This window comes from Candidatus Poriferisocius sp. (assembly GCF_965204015.1).
Taxonomy (GTDB): domain Bacteria; phylum Actinomycetota; class Acidimicrobiia; order Acidimicrobiales; family Bin134; genus Poriferisocius.
Genome location: NZ_OZ241965.1, coordinates 971,002 through 991,855 on the forward strand (window position 1 = coordinate 971,002; position 20,854 = coordinate 991,855).

The 20,854-nt window shown below is 61.5% G+C and carries 18 protein-coding genes and 1 tRNA gene; 11 read left to right on the top strand and 8 right to left on the bottom strand.

Annotated features, from left to right (window positions below; translation table 11 throughout):
• Positions 1–2 precede the first annotated feature (2 nt).
• Genes ACOGJC_RS04505 through ACOGJC_RS04515 form a run of 3 tightly spaced genes read right to left on the bottom strand, consistent with a single transcriptional unit; the run spans position 3 to position 2,744 of the window.
• Positions 3–1,010, bottom strand: coding sequence for an alcohol dehydrogenase catalytic domain-containing protein (locus ACOGJC_RS04505; protein WP_419847315.1), 1,008 nt, complete (start codon positions 1,008–1,010; stop codon positions 3–5).
• Positions 1,011–1,056: 46 nt separating this feature from the next.
• Complete coding sequence (locus tag ACOGJC_RS04510) at positions 1,057–2,298, bottom strand: MBL fold metallo-hydrolase (RefSeq protein ID WP_419847316.1); 1,242 nt, start codon at positions 2,296–2,298, stop codon at positions 1,057–1,059.
• Positions 2,298–2,744: a VOC family protein gene (locus ACOGJC_RS04515; protein WP_419847317.1), complete on the bottom strand. Its 447-nt coding sequence runs from the start codon at positions 2,742–2,744 to the stop codon at positions 2,298–2,300. The genes ACOGJC_RS04510 and ACOGJC_RS04515 overlap by 1 nt, the downstream gene beginning before the upstream one ends.
• Positions 2,745–2,789: 45 nt before the next feature.
• Between ACOGJC_RS04515 and ACOGJC_RS04520 the strand changes: the two genes are divergently transcribed.
• The 4 genes from ACOGJC_RS04520 (at position 2,790) to ACOGJC_RS04535 (ending at position 8,216) form a co-directional block, all read left to right on the top strand.
• Positions 2,790–4,229 (top strand): serine hydrolase, encoded by a 1,440-nt coding sequence (locus ACOGJC_RS04520; RefSeq protein ID WP_419847318.1) that lies wholly within the window; start codon positions 2,790–2,792, stop codon positions 4,227–4,229.
• Between the two features lie 2 nt (positions 4,230–4,231).
• Positions 4,232–5,920: a class I adenylate-forming enzyme family protein gene (locus ACOGJC_RS04525; protein WP_419847319.1), complete on the top strand. Its 1,689-nt coding sequence runs from the start codon at positions 4,232–4,234 to the stop codon at positions 5,918–5,920.
• A 35-nt stretch (positions 5,921–5,955) separates the two neighbouring features.
• Positions 5,956–7,164, top strand: coding sequence for an amidohydrolase family protein (locus ACOGJC_RS04530; RefSeq protein ID WP_419847320.1), 1,209 nt, complete (start codon positions 5,956–5,958; stop codon positions 7,162–7,164).
• Between the two features lie 113 nt (positions 7,165–7,277).
• On the top strand, positions 7,278–8,216 hold the full coding sequence (locus ACOGJC_RS04535) for a DNA cytosine methyltransferase (RefSeq protein WP_419847321.1): 939 nt from the start codon (positions 7,278–7,280) through the stop codon (positions 8,214–8,216).
• Between the two features lie 32 nt (positions 8,217–8,248).
• Here the strand turns inward: ACOGJC_RS04535 and ACOGJC_RS04540 are convergent, their stop codons facing one another.
• Positions 8,249–9,409, bottom strand: coding sequence for an HNH endonuclease (locus ACOGJC_RS04540; RefSeq protein WP_419847322.1), 1,161 nt, complete (start codon positions 9,407–9,409; stop codon positions 8,249–8,251).
• A gap of 155 nt (positions 9,410–9,564) precedes the next feature.
• Here ACOGJC_RS04540 and ACOGJC_RS04545 point away from each other — a divergent pair, with 155 nt between their 5' ends.
• Together ACOGJC_RS04545 and ACOGJC_RS04550 are read left to right on the top strand one after the other, a co-directional pair.
• Entirely contained in the window at positions 9,565–10,413 is an 849-nt protein-coding gene (locus tag ACOGJC_RS04545; RefSeq protein ID WP_419847323.1) for a hypothetical protein, read from the top strand.
• A 57-nt stretch (positions 10,414–10,470) separates the two neighbouring features.
• Positions 10,471–10,560: transfer RNA gene (locus ACOGJC_RS04550), tRNA-Leu, on the top strand.
• Between the two features lie 16 nt (positions 10,561–10,576).
• Here ACOGJC_RS04550 and ACOGJC_RS04555 read toward each other — a convergent pair.
• Positions 10,577–12,085: an AAA family ATPase gene (locus ACOGJC_RS04555; protein WP_419847324.1), complete on the bottom strand. Its 1,509-nt coding sequence runs from the start codon at positions 12,083–12,085 to the stop codon at positions 10,577–10,579.
• A 1,090-nt stretch (positions 12,086–13,175) separates the two neighbouring features.
• Between ACOGJC_RS04555 and ACOGJC_RS04560 the strand changes: the two genes are divergently transcribed.
• Positions 13,176–13,970: a hypothetical protein gene (locus ACOGJC_RS04560; protein WP_419847325.1), complete on the top strand. Its 795-nt coding sequence runs from the start codon at positions 13,176–13,178 to the stop codon at positions 13,968–13,970.
• Positions 13,971–14,373: 403 nt separating this feature from the next.
• Here the strand turns inward: ACOGJC_RS04560 and ACOGJC_RS04565 are convergent, their stop codons facing one another.
• A complete protein-coding gene (locus ACOGJC_RS04565; RefSeq protein ID WP_419847326.1) occupies positions 14,374–15,453 on the bottom strand; it encodes a hypothetical protein in 1,080 nt (359 codons plus the stop codon).
• 295 nt (positions 15,454–15,748) lie between these two features.
• Here ACOGJC_RS04565 and ACOGJC_RS04570 point away from each other — a divergent pair, with 295 nt between their 5' ends.
• Both ACOGJC_RS04570 and ACOGJC_RS04575 read left to right on the top strand, forming a co-directional pair.
• A complete protein-coding gene (locus ACOGJC_RS04570; protein ID WP_419848195.1) occupies positions 15,749–17,386 on the top strand; it encodes an N-6 DNA methylase in 1,638 nt (545 codons plus the stop codon).
• The gene (locus ACOGJC_RS04575) at positions 17,383–17,586 is read left to right on the top strand and encodes a hypothetical protein (RefSeq protein ID WP_419847327.1); all 204 of its coding nucleotides are present in this window, start codon (positions 17,383–17,385) and stop codon (positions 17,584–17,586) included. The genes ACOGJC_RS04570 and ACOGJC_RS04575 overlap by 4 nt, the downstream gene beginning before the upstream one ends.
• A gap of 11 nt (positions 17,587–17,597) precedes the next feature.
• Here ACOGJC_RS04575 and ACOGJC_RS04580 read toward each other — a convergent pair whose 3' ends face one another.
• Positions 17,598–17,936, bottom strand: a complete 339-nt coding sequence (locus ACOGJC_RS04580) for a GmrSD restriction endonuclease domain-containing protein (RefSeq protein WP_419848196.1) — start codon at positions 17,934–17,936, stop codon at positions 17,598–17,600.
• 20 nt (positions 17,937–17,956) lie between these two features.
• On the opposite strand from ACOGJC_RS04580, the gene ACOGJC_RS04585 reads away from it, so the two are divergent.
• Positions 17,957–18,307 (top strand): hypothetical protein, encoded by a 351-nt coding sequence (locus ACOGJC_RS04585; protein WP_419847328.1) that lies wholly within the window; start codon positions 17,957–17,959, stop codon positions 18,305–18,307.
• Between the two features lie 116 nt (positions 18,308–18,423).
• Here the strand turns inward: ACOGJC_RS04585 and ACOGJC_RS04590 are convergent, their stop codons facing one another.
• Positions 18,424–20,076: an acyltransferase gene (locus tag ACOGJC_RS04590; protein WP_419847329.1), complete on the bottom strand. Its 1,653-nt coding sequence runs from the start codon at positions 20,074–20,076 to the stop codon at positions 18,424–18,426.
• Positions 20,077–20,202: 126 nt separating this feature from the next.
• Between ACOGJC_RS04590 and ACOGJC_RS04595 the strand changes: the two genes are divergently transcribed.
• The gene (locus tag ACOGJC_RS04595) at positions 20,203–20,817 is read left to right on the top strand and encodes a TetR/AcrR family transcriptional regulator (protein WP_419847330.1); all 615 of its coding nucleotides are present in this window, start codon (positions 20,203–20,205) and stop codon (positions 20,815–20,817) included.
• The last annotated feature ends 37 nt before the right edge of the window (positions 20,818–20,854 follow it).

Below are 20,854 nucleotides of genomic sequence, written 5' to 3' on the forward strand. Positions count from 1 at the left end.
GGTTAGGGGCGGACCATCACTTTGCACTGGTCGGTGGGCGATTTGACGGCCTCGAAAGCTCCAGGAAGGCCGTCGAGGTCCACGGTGTGGGTGATGAACGGGGCCGGGTTGATGCGGCCTTGGTCGATCATGGCCAAAGTGTGGGCGTAATCCTGGTGGCGGTAGTAGACGGGGAAGGTCATGGTCAGCTCTTTCAGCGACGCGCACACCGGGATGATGGGGTCGGGTCCGGAGCAGATGCCCACCACCGCCACCCGCCCCCGGTGGGCGACGGTCTCGATGCAGGTTTGGATGATCCCCGGCTTGCCCACCGCCTCCATCACGACGTTGGGCGCAGCACCGGCCAACCGCTCGAAGGCCGGCCCCAACTCCTCGGCCGCGGGGTCGATCACCCCAGTAGCACCGAAGTCGGCCCCAGAGTCGCGGCGCACCGCCACCGGATCGCTGACCACCACACTGCGGGCTCCCACATGACGGGCCCACAAGGCTACGGCCAGGCCAACTGGACCGGCCCCCACGATGAGCACGTTGTCGCCTGCTCCGATGCCGGCGGTGTCCACCGCATGGAGTCCGACGGCCAGCGGCTCGACCAAGGCGCCCACGTCGTAGCCGCATCCCTCGGGCAGGCGGAATGTCTGCGCGCTGGACACGGTGACGTACTCGGCGTAGGCGCCCGGTCGCTTGCCGGTGCCGATCATCTCTGAGTGCGGGCAGTGCACGGGCAGGGTGTCCCAGCAGTGTTGGCAGTTCCCGCACCCCACGAGCGGCAAGGCGCACACTGCGTCGCCAGATTTCCAGTTCCCCTCCGTGTCGGCCCCCACGGCCACCACCTCGCCGGAGAACTCGTGGCCCATGGTGTAGCCGATGGGCAGATGTTCCACGACCTTCAGATCCGACCCGCAGATGCCGCACCCCTTCACCGCCAACACCAGCTCTCCAGGACCCGGCGCGGGATCATTGACCTCGGCCACCTCCAGCGTTCTGTCCTCGGCGATCACTGCGGCCCGCATCAGCTTCTCCTGCGGTCGGCGGCTGGAGCTCCAGCTAAGCGGTTCGTCATCCCTGCGCGGCTTCCAACTGCTGTTCGACTTGGCCGATCTCCACCCGGTACCAACCGGCCTCTTGGAAGTTGCGCTGGCCGTACTCGTCAAACAGCGACTGCAAGGCCGCCAGCTTCACGGTAAGCGCTCCGACATGGCCGGCGTCGTCGGCCAGCACCATCTCGGCCAGATGCAAGGCCTCCAAGCGGTCGCCGTCGGCCAACCGCTCCTCGCAGCGGGCCACCAGGGCCTCGGCCCCGGCCAAGTCCACCACATCGGAATACACCGCCTCAGGTCGCGTGGCGTAGAGATCCAGCACGGAGGTGTAGGTGAACCAGCCGGCCAACCCTTCCCAAATGGCCCGCACGCCCCAGTCCACCCGGCCGTACGTCTCGTCCAAGTGGGAGTCTTCGGGCAGGCTGATCTCCTCCATTAGCGTGTAGGGGTCTTTGCCCTCGTTCATGCCCTCGATCACCCGGTCCCACACCCATTCCACGCCATCGTGCACGCGGGTTAGCACCTCTTTGACCTCTTCTTTGCCCACCACCGGTTCGAAATGCCCGGCCAGGGCAATCTCCGGTTCCAAGTCCCGCACCTCGCGCAGAGACTCCAGGTATTGCTGGGCGTCCCGATAGGGCTCGCCCCGCAAGGTGAACAGGTTGGGGAAGGCATCGATGATCGGGCCCCACAGGTCGCCCACAAAGGCGGCCCGCAGCTCGGGCACCCAAACCGTGAGCCCGTCGGGGCCCTCGGCCCCGGGGGTGTGCATCACCTCGAAGGTGAGGTCGCCCACCTCGAGGGTGTGGGAGCGGTCCACCACGATGTCGACCTCGATGGGCGGGGTGGGCTCCACCCGGCCGGAATCGGTGCGGAGGTTCATGGCCGCCCCCCACAGGATCTTGGCCCGGTCTACCCGGAACTGGGTGAGCTGGCGGTACTGCTCATCGCGCTGAATGCACAGGCGGTGGGCCACCACTTGCGCCCCCTCGCGCGACCAGCGCCGGTAACCGCCGATGTGGTCTTCGTGGGCGTGGGTCAAAACGATGTAGCGCACCGGGTTCCCGGGGACCTCGGAGAGCTGGCGATGGAAGCGGCGGGCATCGCCGGCCAGGCCGGCGTCAATCATCACGCTGCCCTCGGGGGTGGCCACCTTGAAGGCGTTGGCCGTGCCCACCGCCATCCAGATCCGTTCGGCGACCTCTATCGCGGTTTCCGGCGCGTCGACCCCGATCAGATTGGAAATCCGCTCATCAGCCATCAGTCTTCAACCCACACCCAGCGGCCCGCCGGCGCCGGTACCCCCTCGGGCCGCACCTGGCACTGCACGTCCAAGTGAATGGGCAGAAGATGGCGGACGTAGAAAGCGTGGACAACCACGGTGGGCATCACCAGATCGTTGTAGCGCTTGATCTCGACCCGAGGGTCTTTCTCCTGCCAGGCGTCGCACTTGGCCAGCGCAGTGTCGACCTCTTCGCGCGTGTCGAACAGCAAGCCGAGATGGTCGAACGGCGGTGGGACCATGGGCTCCTTGTGCTCGGCCAGCAAGATGAACTGGCTGGTTGCGGGATCAGTGGACAACAGCAGCGCAGTCTGTTTGAGGATCTGGGTGTCGATGGCCGTCCAGCCGAACACATCGCCGTAGAACTCCCGCACTTCGGCCCGGTAGTCGTCGGTCAACGTCCCCAGCGGAAGCGTCAATTCCATATGGTTGAAGCGCATTTTGGGCATGCCGCAGCGTAGCCTGAGCCGATGATGCGATCCTCTGCCGTCAAACTGCTCTGGGCCCTGCTGCTGGTTATGGCCCTGATAGCCGGGGCCTGCGGCAACGACGACGGAGGAACCGCCGAACCGCCGGCAACGGCCGCCCCCACTGCCGAGGCCACCCCCGAGGCCACGGCGGCCCCCACCGCCGCGCCTACCGAAGGCCCTACTCCTGCCCCAACTGAGGCACCCGAACCAACCCCCGAGGCCACGGCTGCCCCCACCGAAGCGCCCACGCCCGAAGCCACCCCGGCACCCGAACCAACCGCCGCTCCAACCCCCGAGGCCACCCCGGCTCCCGAGCCCGAAACGCACCCGTCTGGGCTCGACGTGGCCGCGATCAACGCCGCAGCAGCCGACTGGATGGAAAAGGCCCGAATTCCTGGCCTGGTGCTGGCCGTGACCCAGGGTGGAGAGGAGCCGTGGACGTTCGCCTGGGGCGTGAGCGATCTCACCACCGAAGAACCCATCACAGCGGGCGACTACATCCGCATCGGCTCGGTGACCAAGCCGGTCACCACCGTCGCGGTGCTGTCGATGGTGGATGAAGGCCTCCTCGACTTGGACACTCCGGTCACCGCCTATCTGGGCGACGACTGGTACGGCAAATATGAGCACGGACCCCAAATCACCCTCCGGCATCTCATGGGACACACCACCGGGTTCGTGGAGTACGCCTTCGACCCGGGGTTCTTCGTACTGGGCTCCGCCCGACTGGGCGTGCCCATTGCCCCAGAGGAGATCGTTCGGTTCACCACCAACTACGGGCCGGTGGCCGAATTCGAAACCGAGTACAACTACAGCACCGCCGGACACGTCATCGCGGGGATGATCATCGAGGCGGTCACCGGCAATCCCGCCGACGTCGAGATCAGGTCCCGCGTGCTGGAGCCGCTGGGCTTGGAAAACACCTATCTGCCCCCCAATGAGCTTCCGCCTGTGCCGGTGATCGACAGCTACAACGGAGGGCTCTTGTACAGCGCATTCACATCTTTGACAAGAGTTCCCGACAGCGCCCGGCACAACTTCATGGGCACCGACTACCTCTCCACCGACGAGTATCCCCAGGAGTTCTTGCAAACCGCCGGCTGGACCGGCGGAGGCATTGAGACCCTCATCGGCGACGTCCCGACAATGTTCCGCGGACTTTTCACCGGCGGGGTGATCAGCGATGAGTCCTTGACTGAGATGACCACTGCGGGGGTCAACCCCGGATACGGCCTGGGCGTGGGGATAGACGACATCGGCGGCCGGCTGGCCTACAGCCATGGCGGCGGCACTCCGGCATTCCGCACCCGGGCGCTGTACATCCCCGAATTGGATCTGGCGCTAGCCGCAACCACCAACGTTTTGCCTCCTGACCCCGACCTCCAAGAATTCGTCGACGCCCTGCTCCCAATCGTGATGGAGAGCTGGGGGCTCAACTAACTGTGTCCCTCGCCGCCTGGAATGAGGCCGCGGCCCAGGTCACCGCGCCGGGCCAGCTCTTCTCCTGGTCGACGCAAGAGGTCAACGGCATCCCCATGCGGGTCTTCGACAACGCTCCCGGTTCGCTGCGGGACCTGTTCGCCGGCACCGCGGCCCACGGAGAGGCCGATTACCTGGTTTACCGGGACGAGCGCATGTCCTACGCCGAAGCGCACCGCCAAGTGCGGGCCCTGGCCGCGTGGTTGGCCGAGCACGGCGGGGTGGGTCCGGGCGACCGGGTGGCCATCTCCATGCGCAACTACCCCGAGTGGATCATCTCCTACTGGGCGGTGGTGTCGATGGGTGCGGTGGTAGTGGGCATGAACGCCTGGTGGACCGCAGCGGAAATGGCCTACGGCCTCGAAGACAGCGCGCCCAAAGTGCTGGTGATCGACGGCGAGCGCTGGGAGCGCCTGGCTTCACTCGAAGACCGACCAGAGATGCCGGTGGTGGTAACCCGGTGCGACGAGGAACTTCCACCCGAGGTAATCCGCTGGTCCGACACGGTGGCCGACCCCGACCCGCCTGGTCTGCCCGACGTGGCCATCGATCCCGACGACGACCTGTGCGTGTTCTACACCTCGGGAACCACCGGCTTCCCCAAGGGAGCGGTGATGACCCACCGGGCCGCGGTACACAACGTGATGAACATGGGCTTTTATTCGACGGCCCTGGGAATGATCAACCAAAAGGAGCCCATGGCCACAGACCAGCGTGATCAGCCGGCCGGACTGGTATGTGTGCCGCTATTCCACGTCACTGGTTGCAATTGCTACCTGCACCCCACCACCACGGTGGGCGGGAAGCTGGTGCTCATGTACCGCTGGGACGCCACCGAGGCCCTCAAGCTCATCGACGCCGAGCGGCCCAACACCCTGGCCGCAGTGCCGGCCATGTCCCGGGAGATAGTGCTGCATCCCGACTTCGACCGCTACGACACCTCCAGCCTGGGCTCGCTGGGGGGCGGGGGCTCGCCGCTTCACCCTGATCTGGTGGACAAGATCTCCCGGTCGATCCCCAGCGGCAACCCCGGCACCGGCTACGGCCTGACCGAGACCAGCGGCGTGGTCACCATGAACGTCGGCCCGATCTACAAGGGCAAGCCCACAACCGTGGGTCCGCCGCTGCCCACCGTCGAGGCCAAAGTGGTGGACGACAGCGGCACCGAGTTGCCACCCGGGCAGCCCGGGGAGCTGCTGGTGCGGTCCCCCATCGTCATCCGGGGCTACCTCAACAAGCCCGAGGCCACCGCCGAGGCCATTGTCGACGGCTGGCTGCATACCGGCGATATTGCGGTGATTGACGAGGACGGCTTCATCGCCATCGTGGACCGGGCCAAAGACCTGGTGATCCGGGGAGGCGAGAACATATCCTGCGCCGAGGTGGAAAATGCCATCTACCAGCACGACGCGGTGGCCGAAGCCATCGTGTTCGCCGTCCCCGACGAGCGCCTCGGCGAAGTCCCCGGCACCGCGGTGGTGCTGCGCCCCGGCCACCAGCTCGACGCCAACGGCCTACGAGCTCACCTCGACGGCCTAATCGCCCCCCACAAGATCCCCGCCCACATCTGGTTCCAAAAAACCCCTCTCCCCCGCAACGCCTCCGGCAAATATCTGAAACGCCAAGTCCGCGATGAACTGCTGTCGCCTTAGGCGATAGAACACGCTGGCCCGGTAGCCTCTAAATCGTGACTACCGCCACCGAAGATCGCTACACCATCATCTCTTCCGACTGCCACGCCGGAGCCAACCACAAGACGTATCGGGAGTACCTGGAGTCGAGTTGGCACGACGAGTTCGACGCCTGGCGGGGCAAGTACCGCAACCCGTTCCGCGACTTGCAAGACGACGGCCGGTCCCGCAACTGGGACAACGACCGCCGCATCTCCGAGCAGCACACCGACGGGGTGGTGGCCGAGATCACCTTTCCTAACACCGTGCCCCCGTTCTTCCCCACCGGCACGCTGATCGCCCCCCAGCCCACCGACAAGGACCTCCCCCGCCGCCTGGCCGGCATCCGGGCCCACAACCGCTGGCTGGCCGACTTCTGCGCCGAGTACCCCGAGCGCCGAGCGGGCATCGGCCAGATATTCCTCAATGACATCGACGAGGCCGTGGCCGATGTGAAGTGGATCGCCGAGCACAACCTGCGGGGCGGAGCGCTGATTCCCAGCATCGCCCCCAACTCCGACCTGCCCCCGCTGTTCCACCCCCGCTACGACCCGGTGTGGGCGGCGTGCGAGGAGCACGACGTGGTGATGACCCTGCACTCGGGCGGCACCGGGATGCCCGACTACGGCGACTCCCCCGCGGCCGGGCCGATGTTCGTGATCGAGACCCCGTTCTTCTCCAACCGCTCCATGTGGCACCTCATCATGGGCGGGGTGTTCGAGCGGTACCCCGGCCTCAAGGCGGTGTTCACCGAGCAGGGCTTCGGCTGGGTGCCCGACATCTTGCGCCGCCTCGACGGGCTCCACGCCCAGATGTCGATGACCGGCCGCACCGGCGAGTTGGGCTTCTCCGCCGACTCGGTGCTGCCCGAGAAGCCCAGCTTCTACTTCGAGCGCAACATCTGGATTGGGATCAGCTTCCCCGGTCCCAACGAGATGCGCCTGCTCGACCGGGTGGGCGACCACAAAGTGATGTGGGGATCGGACTACCCCCACGTGGAGGGCACCTACCCCTACAGCCGTGAGGGCATCCGCTTCGCCCTGCACGACCGCGACGAGGAGTCGATGCGCCGCATCCTGGCCGGCAACGCCGCCGAGGTGTACAACTTCGACCTCGACGCCCTGGCCCCCCTCGCCGCCGAGCACGGCCCCACGGTGGCCGAGATCGCCGAGCCCCTCAGCGACATCCCCAAAGACGCCACCTCCCCCGCCTTCTGGGGCAAGTAGGCAATCCACAGCATTCGCCACTTCTTCGGAAGGCCGATACAAGCTGTCACTCTCCACCCTTACCATGGGCGACCATGCACAAATCGCGAATGCCCAGGGTCTAAGGTGGACCAGTGGACCTGCTAGAGCAATCTTCAACCGATTCTCCTGTCCGCTTCGCCAGTTTTTTCGCTGGAATTGGTGGTTTTGACCTCGGATTCGAACGTGCAGGACTGGAAACCGTATGGCAATGCGAAATCAACAATTTCTGTCAGGATATTTTGGAGCAGCATTGGCCTCACGTCCCCCGTGTCTCAGATATAGAGGAAGTGGAAGCAAATGAAATCCCAGAAGCAGACGTTTGGGCTGGAGGATTCCCCTGTCAAGACGTCAGTCTCGCCAGAATGGGACCCCGAAAAGGCTTGCGCGGACGGCAATCAGGACTCTTCTATGTCTTTGCTCAACTCATTGAAGCACGTCGCCCCACTGTTGTCGTTATCGAAAACGTTGCGGCTCTTCTCTCTTCCAACAAGGGAAGAGATTTCGCGATCGTCGTACGGTCGTTGGCCGAACTCGGGTATGGCATCGCTTGGAGAGTGCTTGACAGTCGATACTTCGGCATCCCCCAATCACGATCAAGAGTCTTCATTGTCGGATCTCTTAGAGGAAGCTCCAGTGCCGGATCGGTACTTTTTGAGCCCGAACGCGGCGACAGGAATTCTGAGAAGAGCCGACAGAATGGGAAGAAACCTGTTTCCCCCTTTAAGATCCGCGCTGGAGATCCTGTCAAAGGATACGTCAAGAAATTAGCTCACTGCCTTTATGCGGAATCTGCTAGACACACGGGAACAGATTGGTCAAGAAATTATGTTTCATACCCTGAAGGTCGAGTTCGCCGTCTCACTCCTATAGAGACAGAGCGCCTGCAGGGGTTTCCAGACAATTGGACATTTCCAAAACGCCATGGTGGAGATACCGACAAGATCGACAGTGCACGTTACCATGCATGCGGGAATGCCGTTTCGGTGCCAGTAGCGAGATGGATTGGTGAGAGACTAGAATTAGCACTCTGAGCGAATTAATACCTCAGAATCGAACTGGGCCTCTAAGAAGTTAACTTTGATACATCAATATCAGTATTAAGTATGTTGATGTACTGCGAACTTGGGCGATTATCTACATTTAAAGGTAACCGACTCTCAGGTATAGGTCCAACTGTCTTTTGCAATTCACTTTGCGTTGAAGAATCAAACGACTCCATTCGAGGAGAGGACTCAACGAAATACTCGTCCCCAACACATCGCAAGGTCAATACTGCCTGATCAAATGCCCAGTGGTGAATCTTACAAAGACAAATTCCATTGTGAACCTTATCTAAGTCGTATTTGCTCCATGGCAAAATATGAGCGGCGTCAACTCCTGAGTCAAACTCCCCAGTACGTCCAGGCAACTTCAGGCCACAAAATGCACAAGTGTGTCTCCAAGCATTACGTACAGCAAGGGAAAAGTTCCTGGCCGAAGACGAACGCGCTCTGACTTGGCGCATTTCAGAAGTAGATTTCACACGCATAGGAATGTCATCTTCCTCTATTTCTTCTAAACCTAAAATTGAAGGATCTCCGGGAGTAATGTGGAATACCTCTTCGATAATCGGAATCACATCACCTTGTTCTTCAAGAAACCTATTTAATTCTTGCGAACACAAGACGATCCTTCGTGAGATATCGCGGGCGTCACAACTATCTTGGTGCTCTTGAAGAATGGATAACAGTTCCACATGATCTTGGTTGACCATATAGCTATCGTGTATCTTCTGCACTCTTTTCCACCGTGAATCAAATACTATGGTGTCACTTGTATCCTGATTCTCCACCACGACATAGGCTGGTTTTGCGACAAGCACTTTGCTGTCCTCGTCAAATTCGCTATCGCTCTTGAATCCTATCTTTGAAAGAAAGTACTTCCGGTCTCTAAGCACCGGAAAGGTAGAAGCAAGACTCCTTCTTTCTCTAACTGGCCTTGGAAGCAATAGGATAGCTGCGATCTGACGACCGACTTGTGGCCGCTCATTTGGCACTTTGCTACGAAGCCGGGGTTTTCCGCTTTCTCCAGGGTCTACCCAAATTCCCGTTTCGCATACACCGATTCCTGGCAAATCCCACTTCAATGTCCAACCAGCAAGATCTGCTGCTCTCAATGGTCCATGTTCACCGACAAGTTCAAACTCGCCGCGACCGCCTCCTGAAGTTCTGAAGCCAATGTGCATCCGAAGAGCATAGAAGAGCGTGGAAGAAATACACAATGCTACTTTTGCAATGTCCAGACCTCATGGCGGGCAAGGTCTAGTTGTTCAAATCATGAGCATTCGGAGAAAAAGCTCTCAAAGAGTCTAGCGACATCCCCAAGCCCTAGAGTTGCACCATGGTAAAAGACATCCGCGACGTGACCTCCGACCAGCATTGGGACACATTTGAGGAGATCTGGACGGGGCTGATGTCCTACCGATATCTCAACAAGACCACCCCGGCGCTGGACACTGGATTCGCCGACGACGAACTGGAATCGATGCCGCTGCGCCACGACATGCGCAACGCCCACGGCGGGATCATGGCCGCCCCCCTGGCCATCGGATGTCCCGAGCCCAGCTGGAACGACGATCTGGTGGTACCGGCCCCGGTCGTGTCGTTCACCCAGATCCTCGATGATGCCCGAGGCGTAGACCGGATCGAGGTGTACCGCGAGGTGATCAACTTTGGCCGCACAATGGGATTCACCCGCTCCAAAGTGGTGGATGCCGCCGATCACTCCCGAGTCATCTCCACCTCCGCGGGCATGGGGGTGAGCCTGGGGGATGTGCCCGACGGCTACGAGGCGGTGGACAACCCGCTCATCCCGGTGGAGGACTCCCCAGATATGCCCCGCCTCCACGAGGTGTTCGGCGTCACCAAGGGCGACGACGGCTGGTACCGGCTCCCCGAGCTCACCAAGGAGTTCTCCGCGCCCCACGCTGCGCTACACCTCGGCCCCATCCACATCGTGTTCGACATCACCGCCCACGAGCTGGCTGAACAGGCGGCCGGCACCGACCGTATCCAAGTGGAGACCTGGTATGTGATGTTCGTGAAGCCCGGCCTCATCGGTCCGTTCCGCTGCGAGGGCGAGGCCATTACCAGCCGCAGCAGCCAGATCAATGTCAACCTCACCCTGTTCGACGAGGGCCGCGACAACCGCACCATCACCACCGGTTCAGGAGTATTCAGGGTGGTCTGAGGCCGCGGCCACAATTGCGGAGCCACCCTGCGCCCCGCCCGGTACCGTGAAGGCCAAGCCCGGGTGGCGGAATAGGCAGACGCAGGGGGCTTAAACCCCCCAGCCCTCAAAGAGGGCGTGTGGGTTCGACTCCCACCCCGGGCACCATTTCGTCTGTATTGGTCTACCCGCAAAGGATGTCTGAGACCGCCCCGCACGCCGCAGCTACCTGGTTGCGAGCATCACCGTCAGTCTTAATGAGCGTGCGGACAGCCCGCTCGTACTGTTTCTTGTCCTTGTAGCCCAGACACGTCGCGACAGCCTGGGGGATGGTGCTTTTCCCAATCGGGAAGTCGGCCACGATGCCCTCTGCGTCCTGTCTTTCAACTAGCTCCGAGAGCGCCGATTGTTGGTCCGCTGGGAGTTCCTTCATGCTCTCAACGTTTTCAAGCACGGCATGTCGGGCCTTGGCCACCAGCTCCTCGCGAGGATCGCCCAGGTGGTCGCTTTGTCGGCTGGCGATAGCCTCCCGCATCTCCTTGCCGTAGTAGATCGACTCCACCGCCCGAAGAGGCAGGGCGAATATGCCCTGTGCCTCTAGGTCAGCGGTTTCCTCGGGAGTTCGGGTGTCCCCGTCAATCAGCCCATATACCTCTAACCAGTGAAGCTCGGACTCGGAGCGAACGTCCTCCACGGACCTGATTACCCACGTGCACGACCCCTTGGCCTTCACTGTCACTTCAGGGAACAGGGTCGAGTAGAGGCGCTCGTCAGCTCCCAGCGCATTGCCCTCGACATATAGGAGCTTTCGGCGAGCACCCCAAACGTCAACCTTGATGTCGTCATCAATTCCCACCTCTGGCGGCACCACATCGAATTGCCAGCTATTCGCGACGCCACCAGTATCAAATTCGCATCCACGAAGAATGAGGGCGGTTGCAGGCCCGCAATCCTCGGGGAGGAGCACCTCGTGAGTGGAGATGACGAAGTAGCAGTCCGCTCTCGCGGCGAAGAGCTCCGACAAAAGTGGCGAGATGATGCTTCGGTGAAGATGCCTCTCAGGCTCATCCAGGAGGAAGACCGTGTCCTTGTCTGCCGTGAGTGTCTCCGCGGCCAAGAGCAGGGCACTCCGCTCGCCGTCGGACAGCCTCTCAATCGTGTACATCTGATCTGTTGCCATGTGTCGAGCGACAATCGTGTCGGGATCATCGGGCTCGATGGATACGCGGACCCCAAGGTTCGAGGCTTCAAGCAGGCCGTTGATGATGTAAAACGGGTCTCGGTTGTCTTGGACATACTCCTCAGCCTCGTCGTTCTTTCCCTCGTCTAGGAGAGCGGTAGCGCTTCGGTCCCGCCCGCGCCGGTTCTGCATCAGTGCAGCAATACTCCGAATAGCGCGCAAGCCCCCGCTTTGTTCGGTGTAACGGCTCCGTGCGTCCCTGTCCCATCTGCGGATCTCTTCTGTAGCGCTCTTGTACTGACCGCCTGACAAATCTGGGGTGCCCGACTCAAAGTAGGTGTGCCGGTAGGCGGCCACTTTGTGTGCCCGCTGGGGATGTTGCTGGTGGATTTGATGCAAGAGTGCGGATTTGCCTGTGCCGTTCGCGCCGAGCACGAAGAGCTTGTTTTGATCCTCCGACAACTCGATGTCGATTGGTCCATCAGTCGTAGGGATCGAGACAGATAGCGCCATCTTGGGAATTCCTTTCTTGCCTGCCGGTGGTCAGAGGCAGGCAGCTAGCTGTTTCACGGCGAGTGTATTGGCGCACAGCGACAGTTTGAGATGTTGCTGCGAGGGGCTGCATGGACCGGCTGCCACCAAGTCGGGAGTGTGTTCAAGCAGGCCGCACCTGGAGTCGGCTGGCCAGATCGAACCCATCTCCTACCCCCATACGGATTTACCCATCCTGCTCATCGCCGTTACCAGTGGGCATTGACATCCATAGAAAATCGAAAGTGCCGCCCTCGATATGCGCTGCCAGTAGAAGTGACTACTCGGGGGCGCAGTCTCGTTGCGTGTTTCTCCATCGAGTATCTGGGTGACAGGCTTTGAAGTAGGACAGCAATGGACTCAGCCGGGAAATACCAGGTCTCAGCAAAATCAGGCTCCACCCTGGCTGGAAGTCCCCTATGGGTGAGTGGTGTTGGCGCATCTCTCAAGGGGATTCCATATCTGCGAGAAAGCATGAGTCGCACATCTTGAATCTGCACTGCTGCTTTTCCCCGGTTTGCGACCATCACCTTCAGAGCATTCTGCGGAAAGCCGTATTCGACTCTTATGGGACTGCGGACTTCTTCGACGGTCACTCGAATGCGCCAGCGATGGTAAAGCAGGTCTTTCATCACTCTGAGGGCGGCAAGCACGAACGGGCTGGGGTCCACCTCGCAACTCTATAGATAGGTCACCTCTCTGGATGAGCGTTGGGCTGTCGTGCGCTCCACGGACATGCAGCAGATTCAGTTGGCACTCGTCAGGGTCGGAAGCGGGCCAAGTCCGGTCGGGGTCAGGGTGGTTGCGGCCAAGGTGCGGCACGGCTCTCCTAGTGAACTTCGGGGTGGTTGGTGGCCATCGCCGCTTCCCAGACGAGGGGATGCGCTCGTCTTCTATTCAAATGCGCTGCTTCATTTGGGGCCAGCAATAGGCTTTGTGCGGTCTTGGGGCTGGTGATTCCCCGAACCCGATTCGCGGTGGCCTACTGGCCAGTCGGGCAGGTTGTTTGGAGGTGCAAGGTGAACATGCTGCAGCTACCTGGTAGCAGCAGAAAGCGGTCCTGGGTGAAGCCATGAGCTGGCGTTCGTGGAGGAGGAGGCGGGCCGGCTACAAGTTGATGTTCCCGCTGAGCCGAAGGCAGTACCACCGTCATCGGAAGAAACGGGGGTTGCCGGACTTGCCCGGTATCTGGAAGACTCCGAGGGAGTTCTACGGCATTGCCCGAGAGTATGTCACCGAGCATGAAGATGGATGGTTTGGGGAACTGGGTGATCCCGGCCACAGGTTCGTGGCTTGGGAAATGGCGGTCAGGTACGAAGCCGCCTGCAAAGAAATCCAACTGCATTACACCCAGCTATGCGACGGGCCAACCGAAGATGAATGGCAGGAGCGCATCAAGCGGATCACCGCCTGCCTCGGGGAGATGGAGAGACTGTCCAGGGTCGAGAGGGCAGCCCGCCCCTTGCTGTTGTACAGGCCAGACGGAGTGCCCCTATTGGCCGAGTGCCCGCAGCCGCGTTTCCAGGAACCCCCGCATAAGTCGCGTCTGGAGGAACTCGCCGCGGAACACCTTGATGACCTCCTGCCTCGCCTCCACCGAGTCATCGACCTTCAGAAGGCGCAGGCCCCATTCCGACCGGAGGTGGTGTCGCTCCTGTGTGAAGCAGACCAGTTGATACCAGGAGCGGGGATGCAGCACTACGTCTTCCTTGATCCCGTGAGCCATTGCTACCCGTTTGACGCTGAGTTCGAGGGGGTGTTGCGCCCATTGCGCTATTCCCTCTCAGAACTGGGGTCGGCGTACATGAACTTCACCACACCCGATATGCCGTCTACAACGCTGGAAGCCATCTGGAAGGATGTGTGAAGGCCCTGTGCGGGGAACGTCACCAGCACAAACCGCTCGGAACAATGTTGAGCAACGTCCCAAGCGTAAGAAAGATGCTCGGGGACACCATGACCGACTCAATGGTCTCGTTCTCGAGGTTGGCAGTGAACCCGGCCAAACACGACTACCGGAACGACCGAGGACCGATCCCGCTGTTCTTGTTCGAGGATGCCTTATACGCGCACTTTCTAGCCAGACGCTTCGGAGCCGAAGCCCTACGAGCGGCCTCCAAGATCGATCCCCTGCTCGCCGCGATTGAGAATGCGACCACGCAAGGCCACTACTTCAGAGGGGGACACTTGACAATCCCCTAATGGCGGGCTATTCCCCGCCTACAAGTGGAAAATCCCAACATGGAGGGTGTCACTCATATCACAGGGCTTCAGTCGGGAGGGCGCAATTCGCGGCGACGAGTGCCGCGAGGCGGCGCTTCATACGGGCCGATATCTCCTTTGAAAATCTTGGAGGACACCTCCCCGAGCAGGTCATCCTTCCATGCAGCTTCCCTCTCTCCTTCCTTGGGCTGTGCCTTCAAGGCGAGATCGTCGATGTAGGGGCGCAGTGACTTGAGCTGCAAGGAGAGTCCCAGCCATCGGGCGTGGTTATGGCGGTGGACTTTGGCAGCTCGGGTTTCACTGCTTGATAGGTAGACGAGGATGGCGACAGGGCCTCCCAGCAGCGGAGCCGAGATCAAGTGGCCATCCCAACCACTCGGCCCCACACCTGCCAGCTTGAGAATGACCACGGCCATAGCCCATACAACTGCACCCAGTTGCGCCCACCTCGCCGATTTCGTGTGCTGGTCCATGAGGGCCTTCTCCGCTTCGGCAGCGGCTTCGTGCGATCCGCCGAGAGTGGCTCCCACGGTGAACCCGTAGCGATCCTGCAGGTCCTCCAATAGCGATGTCAGTTGGGCCATTGCTTGGGACTGCTGTTCCTCGATCTCCCGCACAGCCCCGTCCATTGCATCCCGGCTTTGTCCGGCTTTGTCCTCTGTCTTCCGTACGGCGTCATCTATCGCGCTACGACTCTGCTGGGCTGCGCTTTCGACTGATCGCTTTGCGTCCCCAACTGCTCTGCGCCCTTTCTTCATGGCCTCGACGAGGGAGCTAGCAGCAGGAACCGGGTTCGTCTCAGCAGCAACAAGAAGTGGGCCACCTCGCGCAATCACTGCGTGGTTTTGAAGCGTGTAGAGGAGGGACTCGCGGTCTTGAGGGTAGGAACTCCTAACCGCGCCCAGGCAATTGGCCAACCGATGCCATTCCTGCGTCCCCAACATCGGCGATGCCTCGCTCAAGGCGTTTTCGATCACGGTTAGGACCACCTGGAGGATGTCACCGTCGGTGTCCGGGTCAGGTTGACCTGAGACCTCGCGCAGCCATTCAACGTCGGCCGAGAAACTGGGATAGCTGCTGAGAGCTTCCTTCACATGGTCGGGAACCGAAGTTTGTTGCAGGGGCATTAGGACCACCTTTCTTCTCATCCGCCGGTGATATGACAGCAGGCGGCTAGCTGTTTGGCGGCGAGCCTATTGGCGCGCAGTGACAGTTTGATGCGATGTCACAGGGAGCTGGCCTAGCTGAGCGCTCCTTGCAAGAAGCGCTCCCCAGAGCTGTGTTTGAAGGCCACCAGACGGGTTGAACCCGTCTCCCAAGGTGGTGCCACCGGCACGCACAACTGTCACTCCTGTCTGGATCATGGAGGACTGTTTTTCATTTCCTCTGATCGGGAGAAGCCCTGTGTCGGACTTCAAAGAGATGTTGCTGATCGACTGTGACGACGCTGCCGGAGAGGCGATCCGGTTGGGGTCGGAGCACGAACTGGCTGCCGTGGCGTGGGCCATTGTCAGTGATGGCGCTCTCGCCAATCTCACCATTGCAGAGTCCGAGGTTGTCAACGCAACGGAAGAGACTCCCGTGCCGGATACCGGCGAGCTTGTGTCGGCGATTCGGCAGGGGGGTGACCCGTTGGGGGATGCGTTTGTGCGGTTGCGATCCCCGAAGCAAAGGCGCCCTTTGGGGGCGGTGTATACGCCTCCGGGGATCGTGGAGGCGATGGTGGACTGGATCGTGGGCAGAGATCGGCCTGACCGGGTCGTCGATCCTGGCGCAGGGTCAGGGCGCTTTGTAATGCAAGCGGGACGGGTCTTTCCCGATGCTTCGCTGGTGGCTGTCGAGCTGGATCCTTTGGCCGCTCTGTTGTGTCGAGCCAATCTGTCCGCAGCGGGGTTTGATGATCGGTCCACCGTGATGGTGGAGGACTACCGAGAAGCCGATCTTGGCAGTTGCGATGGGGTGACGGCGTTTGTGGGCAATCCCCCTTATGTGCGCCACCACCAGATCGACTCTCGGTGGAAGCAATGGTTGACAAGTACTGCGGCAAGCCGTGACCTGCCGGTCAGCGCCCTCGCAGGGCTTCACGTCCACTTCTTTTTGGCGACGCTTCTCGCAGCCAAGCCAGGAGACATTGGAGCTTTCATCACCTCTGCGGAGTGGTTAGATGTCAACTACGGGAAGTTGCTGCGCGGGATGCTCACCGACGGCTTGGGCGGTGAGTCGATCCATGTCGTTGCTCCAGAATCGCTGGCATTTGAGGATGCGGCTACTACCGCATCGGTGACCTGCTTTCAGATCGGTTCGGAGGCCCGTTCTGTCAAAATGCGCCGGGTCGCGAAGGTCAGCGATCTTGCCGATCTCTCCAAGGGACGCCGAGTGAGCAAACAGCGACTCATACAAGAGAGGCGGTGGTCGCCGCTGCTGTCTCCCGCACCGCCGCCCCCGGATGGATTTGTCGAGCTGGGCGAGCTCTGCCGGGTACACAGGGGCGCGGTCACAGGGGCCAACGCAACTTGGATCACAACCGCCAACGACCCCGAACTGCCGACAAGGACGCTATTCCCATCGATCACCAAGGCACGAGAACTCTTTGACGCCAGCGACGGCGTGCTGTCGAGCCTTCACAGCCTTCGGGCAGTCATCGACCTGCCCGCCGATCTCGGCGAACTCGACGAAGACGACCGAGTGCTCGTGAAACGCTTTTTGCGTAACGCAGAGCGCAACGGTGCCCACTCCTCGTATATCGCCCGCCACCGGAATCCCTGGTGGTCAGTGGGCCTGCGGTCTCCTGCACCGATCTTGGCCACCTACATGGCCCGACGCCCTCCGGCCTTCGTCCGCAACCCTGCCGGGGCACGCCACATCAACGTCGCCCACGGGATCTACCCCCGAGACCCGCTGTCCGATGACGCTTTGGACACCCTGGCCACCTCGCTGAGGTCCAGCGTTTCTGTGGCACAGGGACGCACCTACGCCGGTGGACTCACAAAGTTCGAGCCTTCGGAGATGGAGCGCATCCCGGTTCCCAATCCCGCTCTGCTCATTGAAATGTCGTCGTGAGTCTCACAGATCCGCCTCGCTGGACCAGCGAGGAATTCGACGAGCAACGAGAACTCGCCAGACAGATCTTCCGCTCCCAACGGCTGAACGAGTCACAAGGGGTCCATTCCGAGATGTTTGCCCAGCACCTCGCCATCTTCTGGGCCCACAATCTGGATGCCCTGGTGAGTTTCATCCACGCCACGAAACCAAACGCCTAGGCGGTGTTTACCTATTCGGTGAGCACATCCCAAACGGCCATGGCCTCGGCGGGGTCCATGTCCAGGTCCCAGGCGAGCTTCACTTCCAGGGTGCGGGCCGCTAGGAATCTGCGCCCGTCGGCTGTAAGAGCGGTTCCGGCGCACGGGCCGGTGGCGATAGTGCCCGACCACTCGGCTAGATCGGATGCGCCCTTTGAGCGGTTCACGCAGTCCCGTGCGGCTGTGAGGTTGCGCCGGTCGGCTCCGAACTCCCGCCGCTTCGCCTCTGTCCACTGCGATGCTCCTGATTCCCATGCCTCGGCTGCGGAGACGATGTGGTCCACGTCGCAGGTGTCAGGCGTGAACGTCAGTCCGGCATTACTCTGACTTGATGGCGAACATCAACAATCCTGCCCAACCAGGCATGACCTCCGAACAGGCCGACCGGCTCATCGAAGCCACCCAGGAAATCAGCGGCCAACTCGAAATCCTCAACGAAATCCTGCTCTTCCACGGTCGCCTCGAAGTGGGGAAGATGTGGCGAACCGATCCTGATGATGTCGCCGAATACGAGGAGAAGCTGAGCAAGGTCGGTGTGATACTTGCCAAGGAGAAGGGGCGACGGGACGCCCGCAAAGAGTTACGATCCCATGAGGCCAAGCAAAAAGAGGCCGAACGGCAACGCGAGATAGCCGAAGCCCAGAGGGCAAGCGATATGGTTCATGGAACGGGGCCGTTCTAGAGCTGATTCAGCAGTGATTCATCGCCGGTTGGTAAACACCGCCTAATGTCAAGTGATCCCAATGGCGACCGGCGAGCAGCAACCTGGGCTGGCTATGCCGGGCGGCCCGATGGGCTTTAGCCAGAGATTCGGCTGGCTGGCTCTAGGCGGTGGACTCCGCGGGGCTTCCAGCTGAGGCCATCGGACTCGCTGAGGATGTCGGCGGCGAGATAGACGATCGAGAGCCACATTTCTGTGCCCTGGAGCCCGGGGACGCCGCCAGCCTCGAAAGCGAAGCCCTCTCCGTCCACCCAGTCATCCAGGATTCCCGGGAGAACACCGGCGACAGCCGAGCGGATCTCGGAGGCTCGGTAATCGGTCTGGCGACCGAGTAGCCACAGCGGGTGGACGACGTCGAGGACATTGCAGGCATTCCGCCCCTCGGTGGCGAACCACTCGTAGTCGCGGCAATGGGCCAGCACGGTGTCGATCGCCGCTTCAGGGTTGGGGACCGGGATGCCGAACTGGGCGTAGGTGCCGCGGGTGAGCCGGTAGAACCCGTTGACGGCCATGAGCCAGCGCAGGTTCATGTCGCCTGCCGGCTCGAGGTGTGTGCCCCACATGCCGGTGTGGGCGTGCTGGTTGGCGAGCAGCCACCCCCACAGCAACGCGCCGTCGTCCTTTGAGCCGTGGTGGCGGCGGTTGAGGCAAATGCCGGTGCCCCAGGCGTCGATCCACGCGCCTGAGGCCCAGGCGAGCCACCCCATGTCCAGCGCCTCGAGCCGCGCTCGCAGTTCGTCGTCGGACGTGTTGGCAATGGCGTGAATGGGATGTTCCGGCCCCGACCCGAGCACCTCGAGCGCGCAGCCGGTGGACAACAGGCCGTACATCTGCCACCTGTTCGAGAGATCGAAAGCCACCGGATCCTCGCTGAGGCCAACCGCCGGGTCGACGAAAATGCCCGTGTCCGGGTCTTGCTGGGCCCGCAGGCGCTCAACCCACTCGTCGCACTCGGCGCCGGGGGCGATCTCGCCGAAGGCGGCTGCTATCTCGATGGCGTCGTTCTGGGCCCGCGGCACCCAGTCGTCGCCCGGAACATCGACGTAGCTGTCCCCGGTCTCGTGAACGCCGCGACAGCGCGCCAACACGTCAGGCCACTGAGCCTCGACCGTCTTGGAGAACGAAGCCAGCGGATCCGACGGCAGCCCCGTGGGGTCGAGCCGACTCCGGATGACCCGGGCGGGAACGCCCCCCACGATGCTCCATGGAGGGACATCCTTGGTCACGACCGCGCCCCCAGCTATGACAGAGTGAGCGCCGACGGTCACGCCATCGAGGATGGTTACGTTGGTGCCGATCCACACGTCGTCTTCAATGACGAGCCCCTCGCTGGTGGAGCCCTGATGCCAAATGGGCTTCTCGTTGTCCTCGAAGACGTGGTTGAAGCCGACGAGCACAACTCCGCTGGCGATCCGCACGTCGTTGCCAATGGTGACCTTTCCCATCGCGGTCGCACCAGCGTTGAAGGTGCAGTTGTCGCCGAAAGAGACGTCGCCCCGCACCAGGCAACCCGAAGCAATCAAGCTCAACTCCCCAAGACGCAGGCGCCGGGCAATGACATGGGCCCCCCTGGCGACGAAGGCCCGTTCGTGGATCTCGTAGCCGGGCCGAGCATTGAGCTCCGCTAGTCGTTCGGCCTGGCCTGGCCAGTTCTCATCTCGGTAGATGACGCGCCACGGCTCGTGTTCCACGGCCTCGTCCGTGGTCTCATCCCAGTGGTCCTCACCCATGGTCCCGATACTATAGAGCGAAATGTGAAGGCAACCTCACATATTGCCGTCTCGGACTCAAACCCACCTCACGTTCTAATGTGGTGCGCAATATGAGCATCTTCCTGGGCCACGGGAGCACTTGAGTTGCAAGACCACTCGGAGTGGAAGGTCCCGGTCCAGGAGCGGTCGAAACGGCGGTTTGACGCCATCCTCGACGCGGCCGGCGCCGAGCTGAACGAGGTTGGCTGGCACAGATTCACCATGGAGTCTGTGGCCCTGCGGGCCAACGGCTCCATCGGTTCGGTCTATCGCTACTTCCCGAACAAGCTGAGCCTGATCGCGGCTCTCATCGACAGCCAGAACAAGCAATTGCTTCGCGTGTTCGATAGTCGCGACGACGGTGATGAGCCCTTCGAGGACCTTGTTCTAGACATGATCGACAGGTACGCAGCCGCGGTGCGCAAGTCTCCGGGGCTGCGCGCTGTGGGCATCGCCGCACAATTCGACCACGAAGCCCATGAGCTATTTCGGCACGCCATTTATCCGGCACGACAATGGATGACCGCGGCCTTGCGCCACCGACTGCCGAAGGTCGAAACCACCCGTTTAGAGGGCATTGCCGCAATCCTCGTTCTCACATTCGAGTCGCTGATGCTCTTCTCCAATCAGCTTGCAACCCCGAGTCGGGAAGTCATTCTTCGAGAGATGAGACTCGTCCTCCGGGGATACATGAAGGAGCTCGCCCAAGAAGTGACTTAGCCAGCCTTCCCTGTCCATTTCTTGACAGACGGCCCGA

Coding starts and splice junctions, on each gene's coding strand:
- ACOGJC_RS04505 (WP_419847315.1), bottom strand. CDS start 1,010: ATGCGGGCCGCAGTGATCGCCGAGGACAGAACGCTGGAGGTGGCCGAG.
- ACOGJC_RS04510 (WP_419847316.1), bottom strand. CDS start 2,298: ATGGCTGATGAGCGGATTTCCAATCTGATCGGGGTCGACGCGCCGGAA.
- ACOGJC_RS04515 (WP_419847317.1), bottom strand. CDS start 2,744: ATGGAATTGACGCTTCCGCTGGGGACGTTGACCGACGACTACCGGGCC.
- ACOGJC_RS04520 (WP_419847318.1), top strand. CDS start 2,790: ATGATGCGATCCTCTGCCGTCAAACTGCTCTGGGCCCTGCTGCTGGTT.
- ACOGJC_RS04540 (WP_419847322.1), bottom strand. CDS start 9,409: ATGCACATTGGCTTCAGAACTTCAGGAGGCGGTCGCGGCGAGTTTGAA.
- ACOGJC_RS04545 (WP_419847323.1), top strand. CDS start 9,565: ATGGTAAAAGACATCCGCGACGTGACCTCCGACCAGCATTGGGACACA.
- ACOGJC_RS04555 (WP_419847324.1), bottom strand. CDS start 12,085: ATGGCGCTATCTGTCTCGATCCCTACGACTGATGGACCAATCGACATC.
- ACOGJC_RS04560 (WP_419847325.1), top strand. CDS start 13,176: ATGAGCTGGCGTTCGTGGAGGAGGAGGCGGGCCGGCTACAAGTTGATG.
- ACOGJC_RS04565 (WP_419847326.1), bottom strand. CDS start 15,453: ATGCCCCTGCAACAAACTTCGGTTCCCGACCATGTGAAGGAAGCTCTC.
- ACOGJC_RS04570 (WP_419848195.1), top strand. CDS start 15,749: ATGTTGCTGATCGACTGTGACGACGCTGCCGGAGAGGCGATCCGGTTG.
- ACOGJC_RS04585 (WP_419847328.1), top strand. CDS start 17,957: ATGGCGAACATCAACAATCCTGCCCAACCAGGCATGACCTCCGAACAG.
- ACOGJC_RS04590 (WP_419847329.1), bottom strand. CDS start 20,076: ATGGGTGAGGACCACTGGGATGAGACCACGGACGAGGCCGTGGAACAC.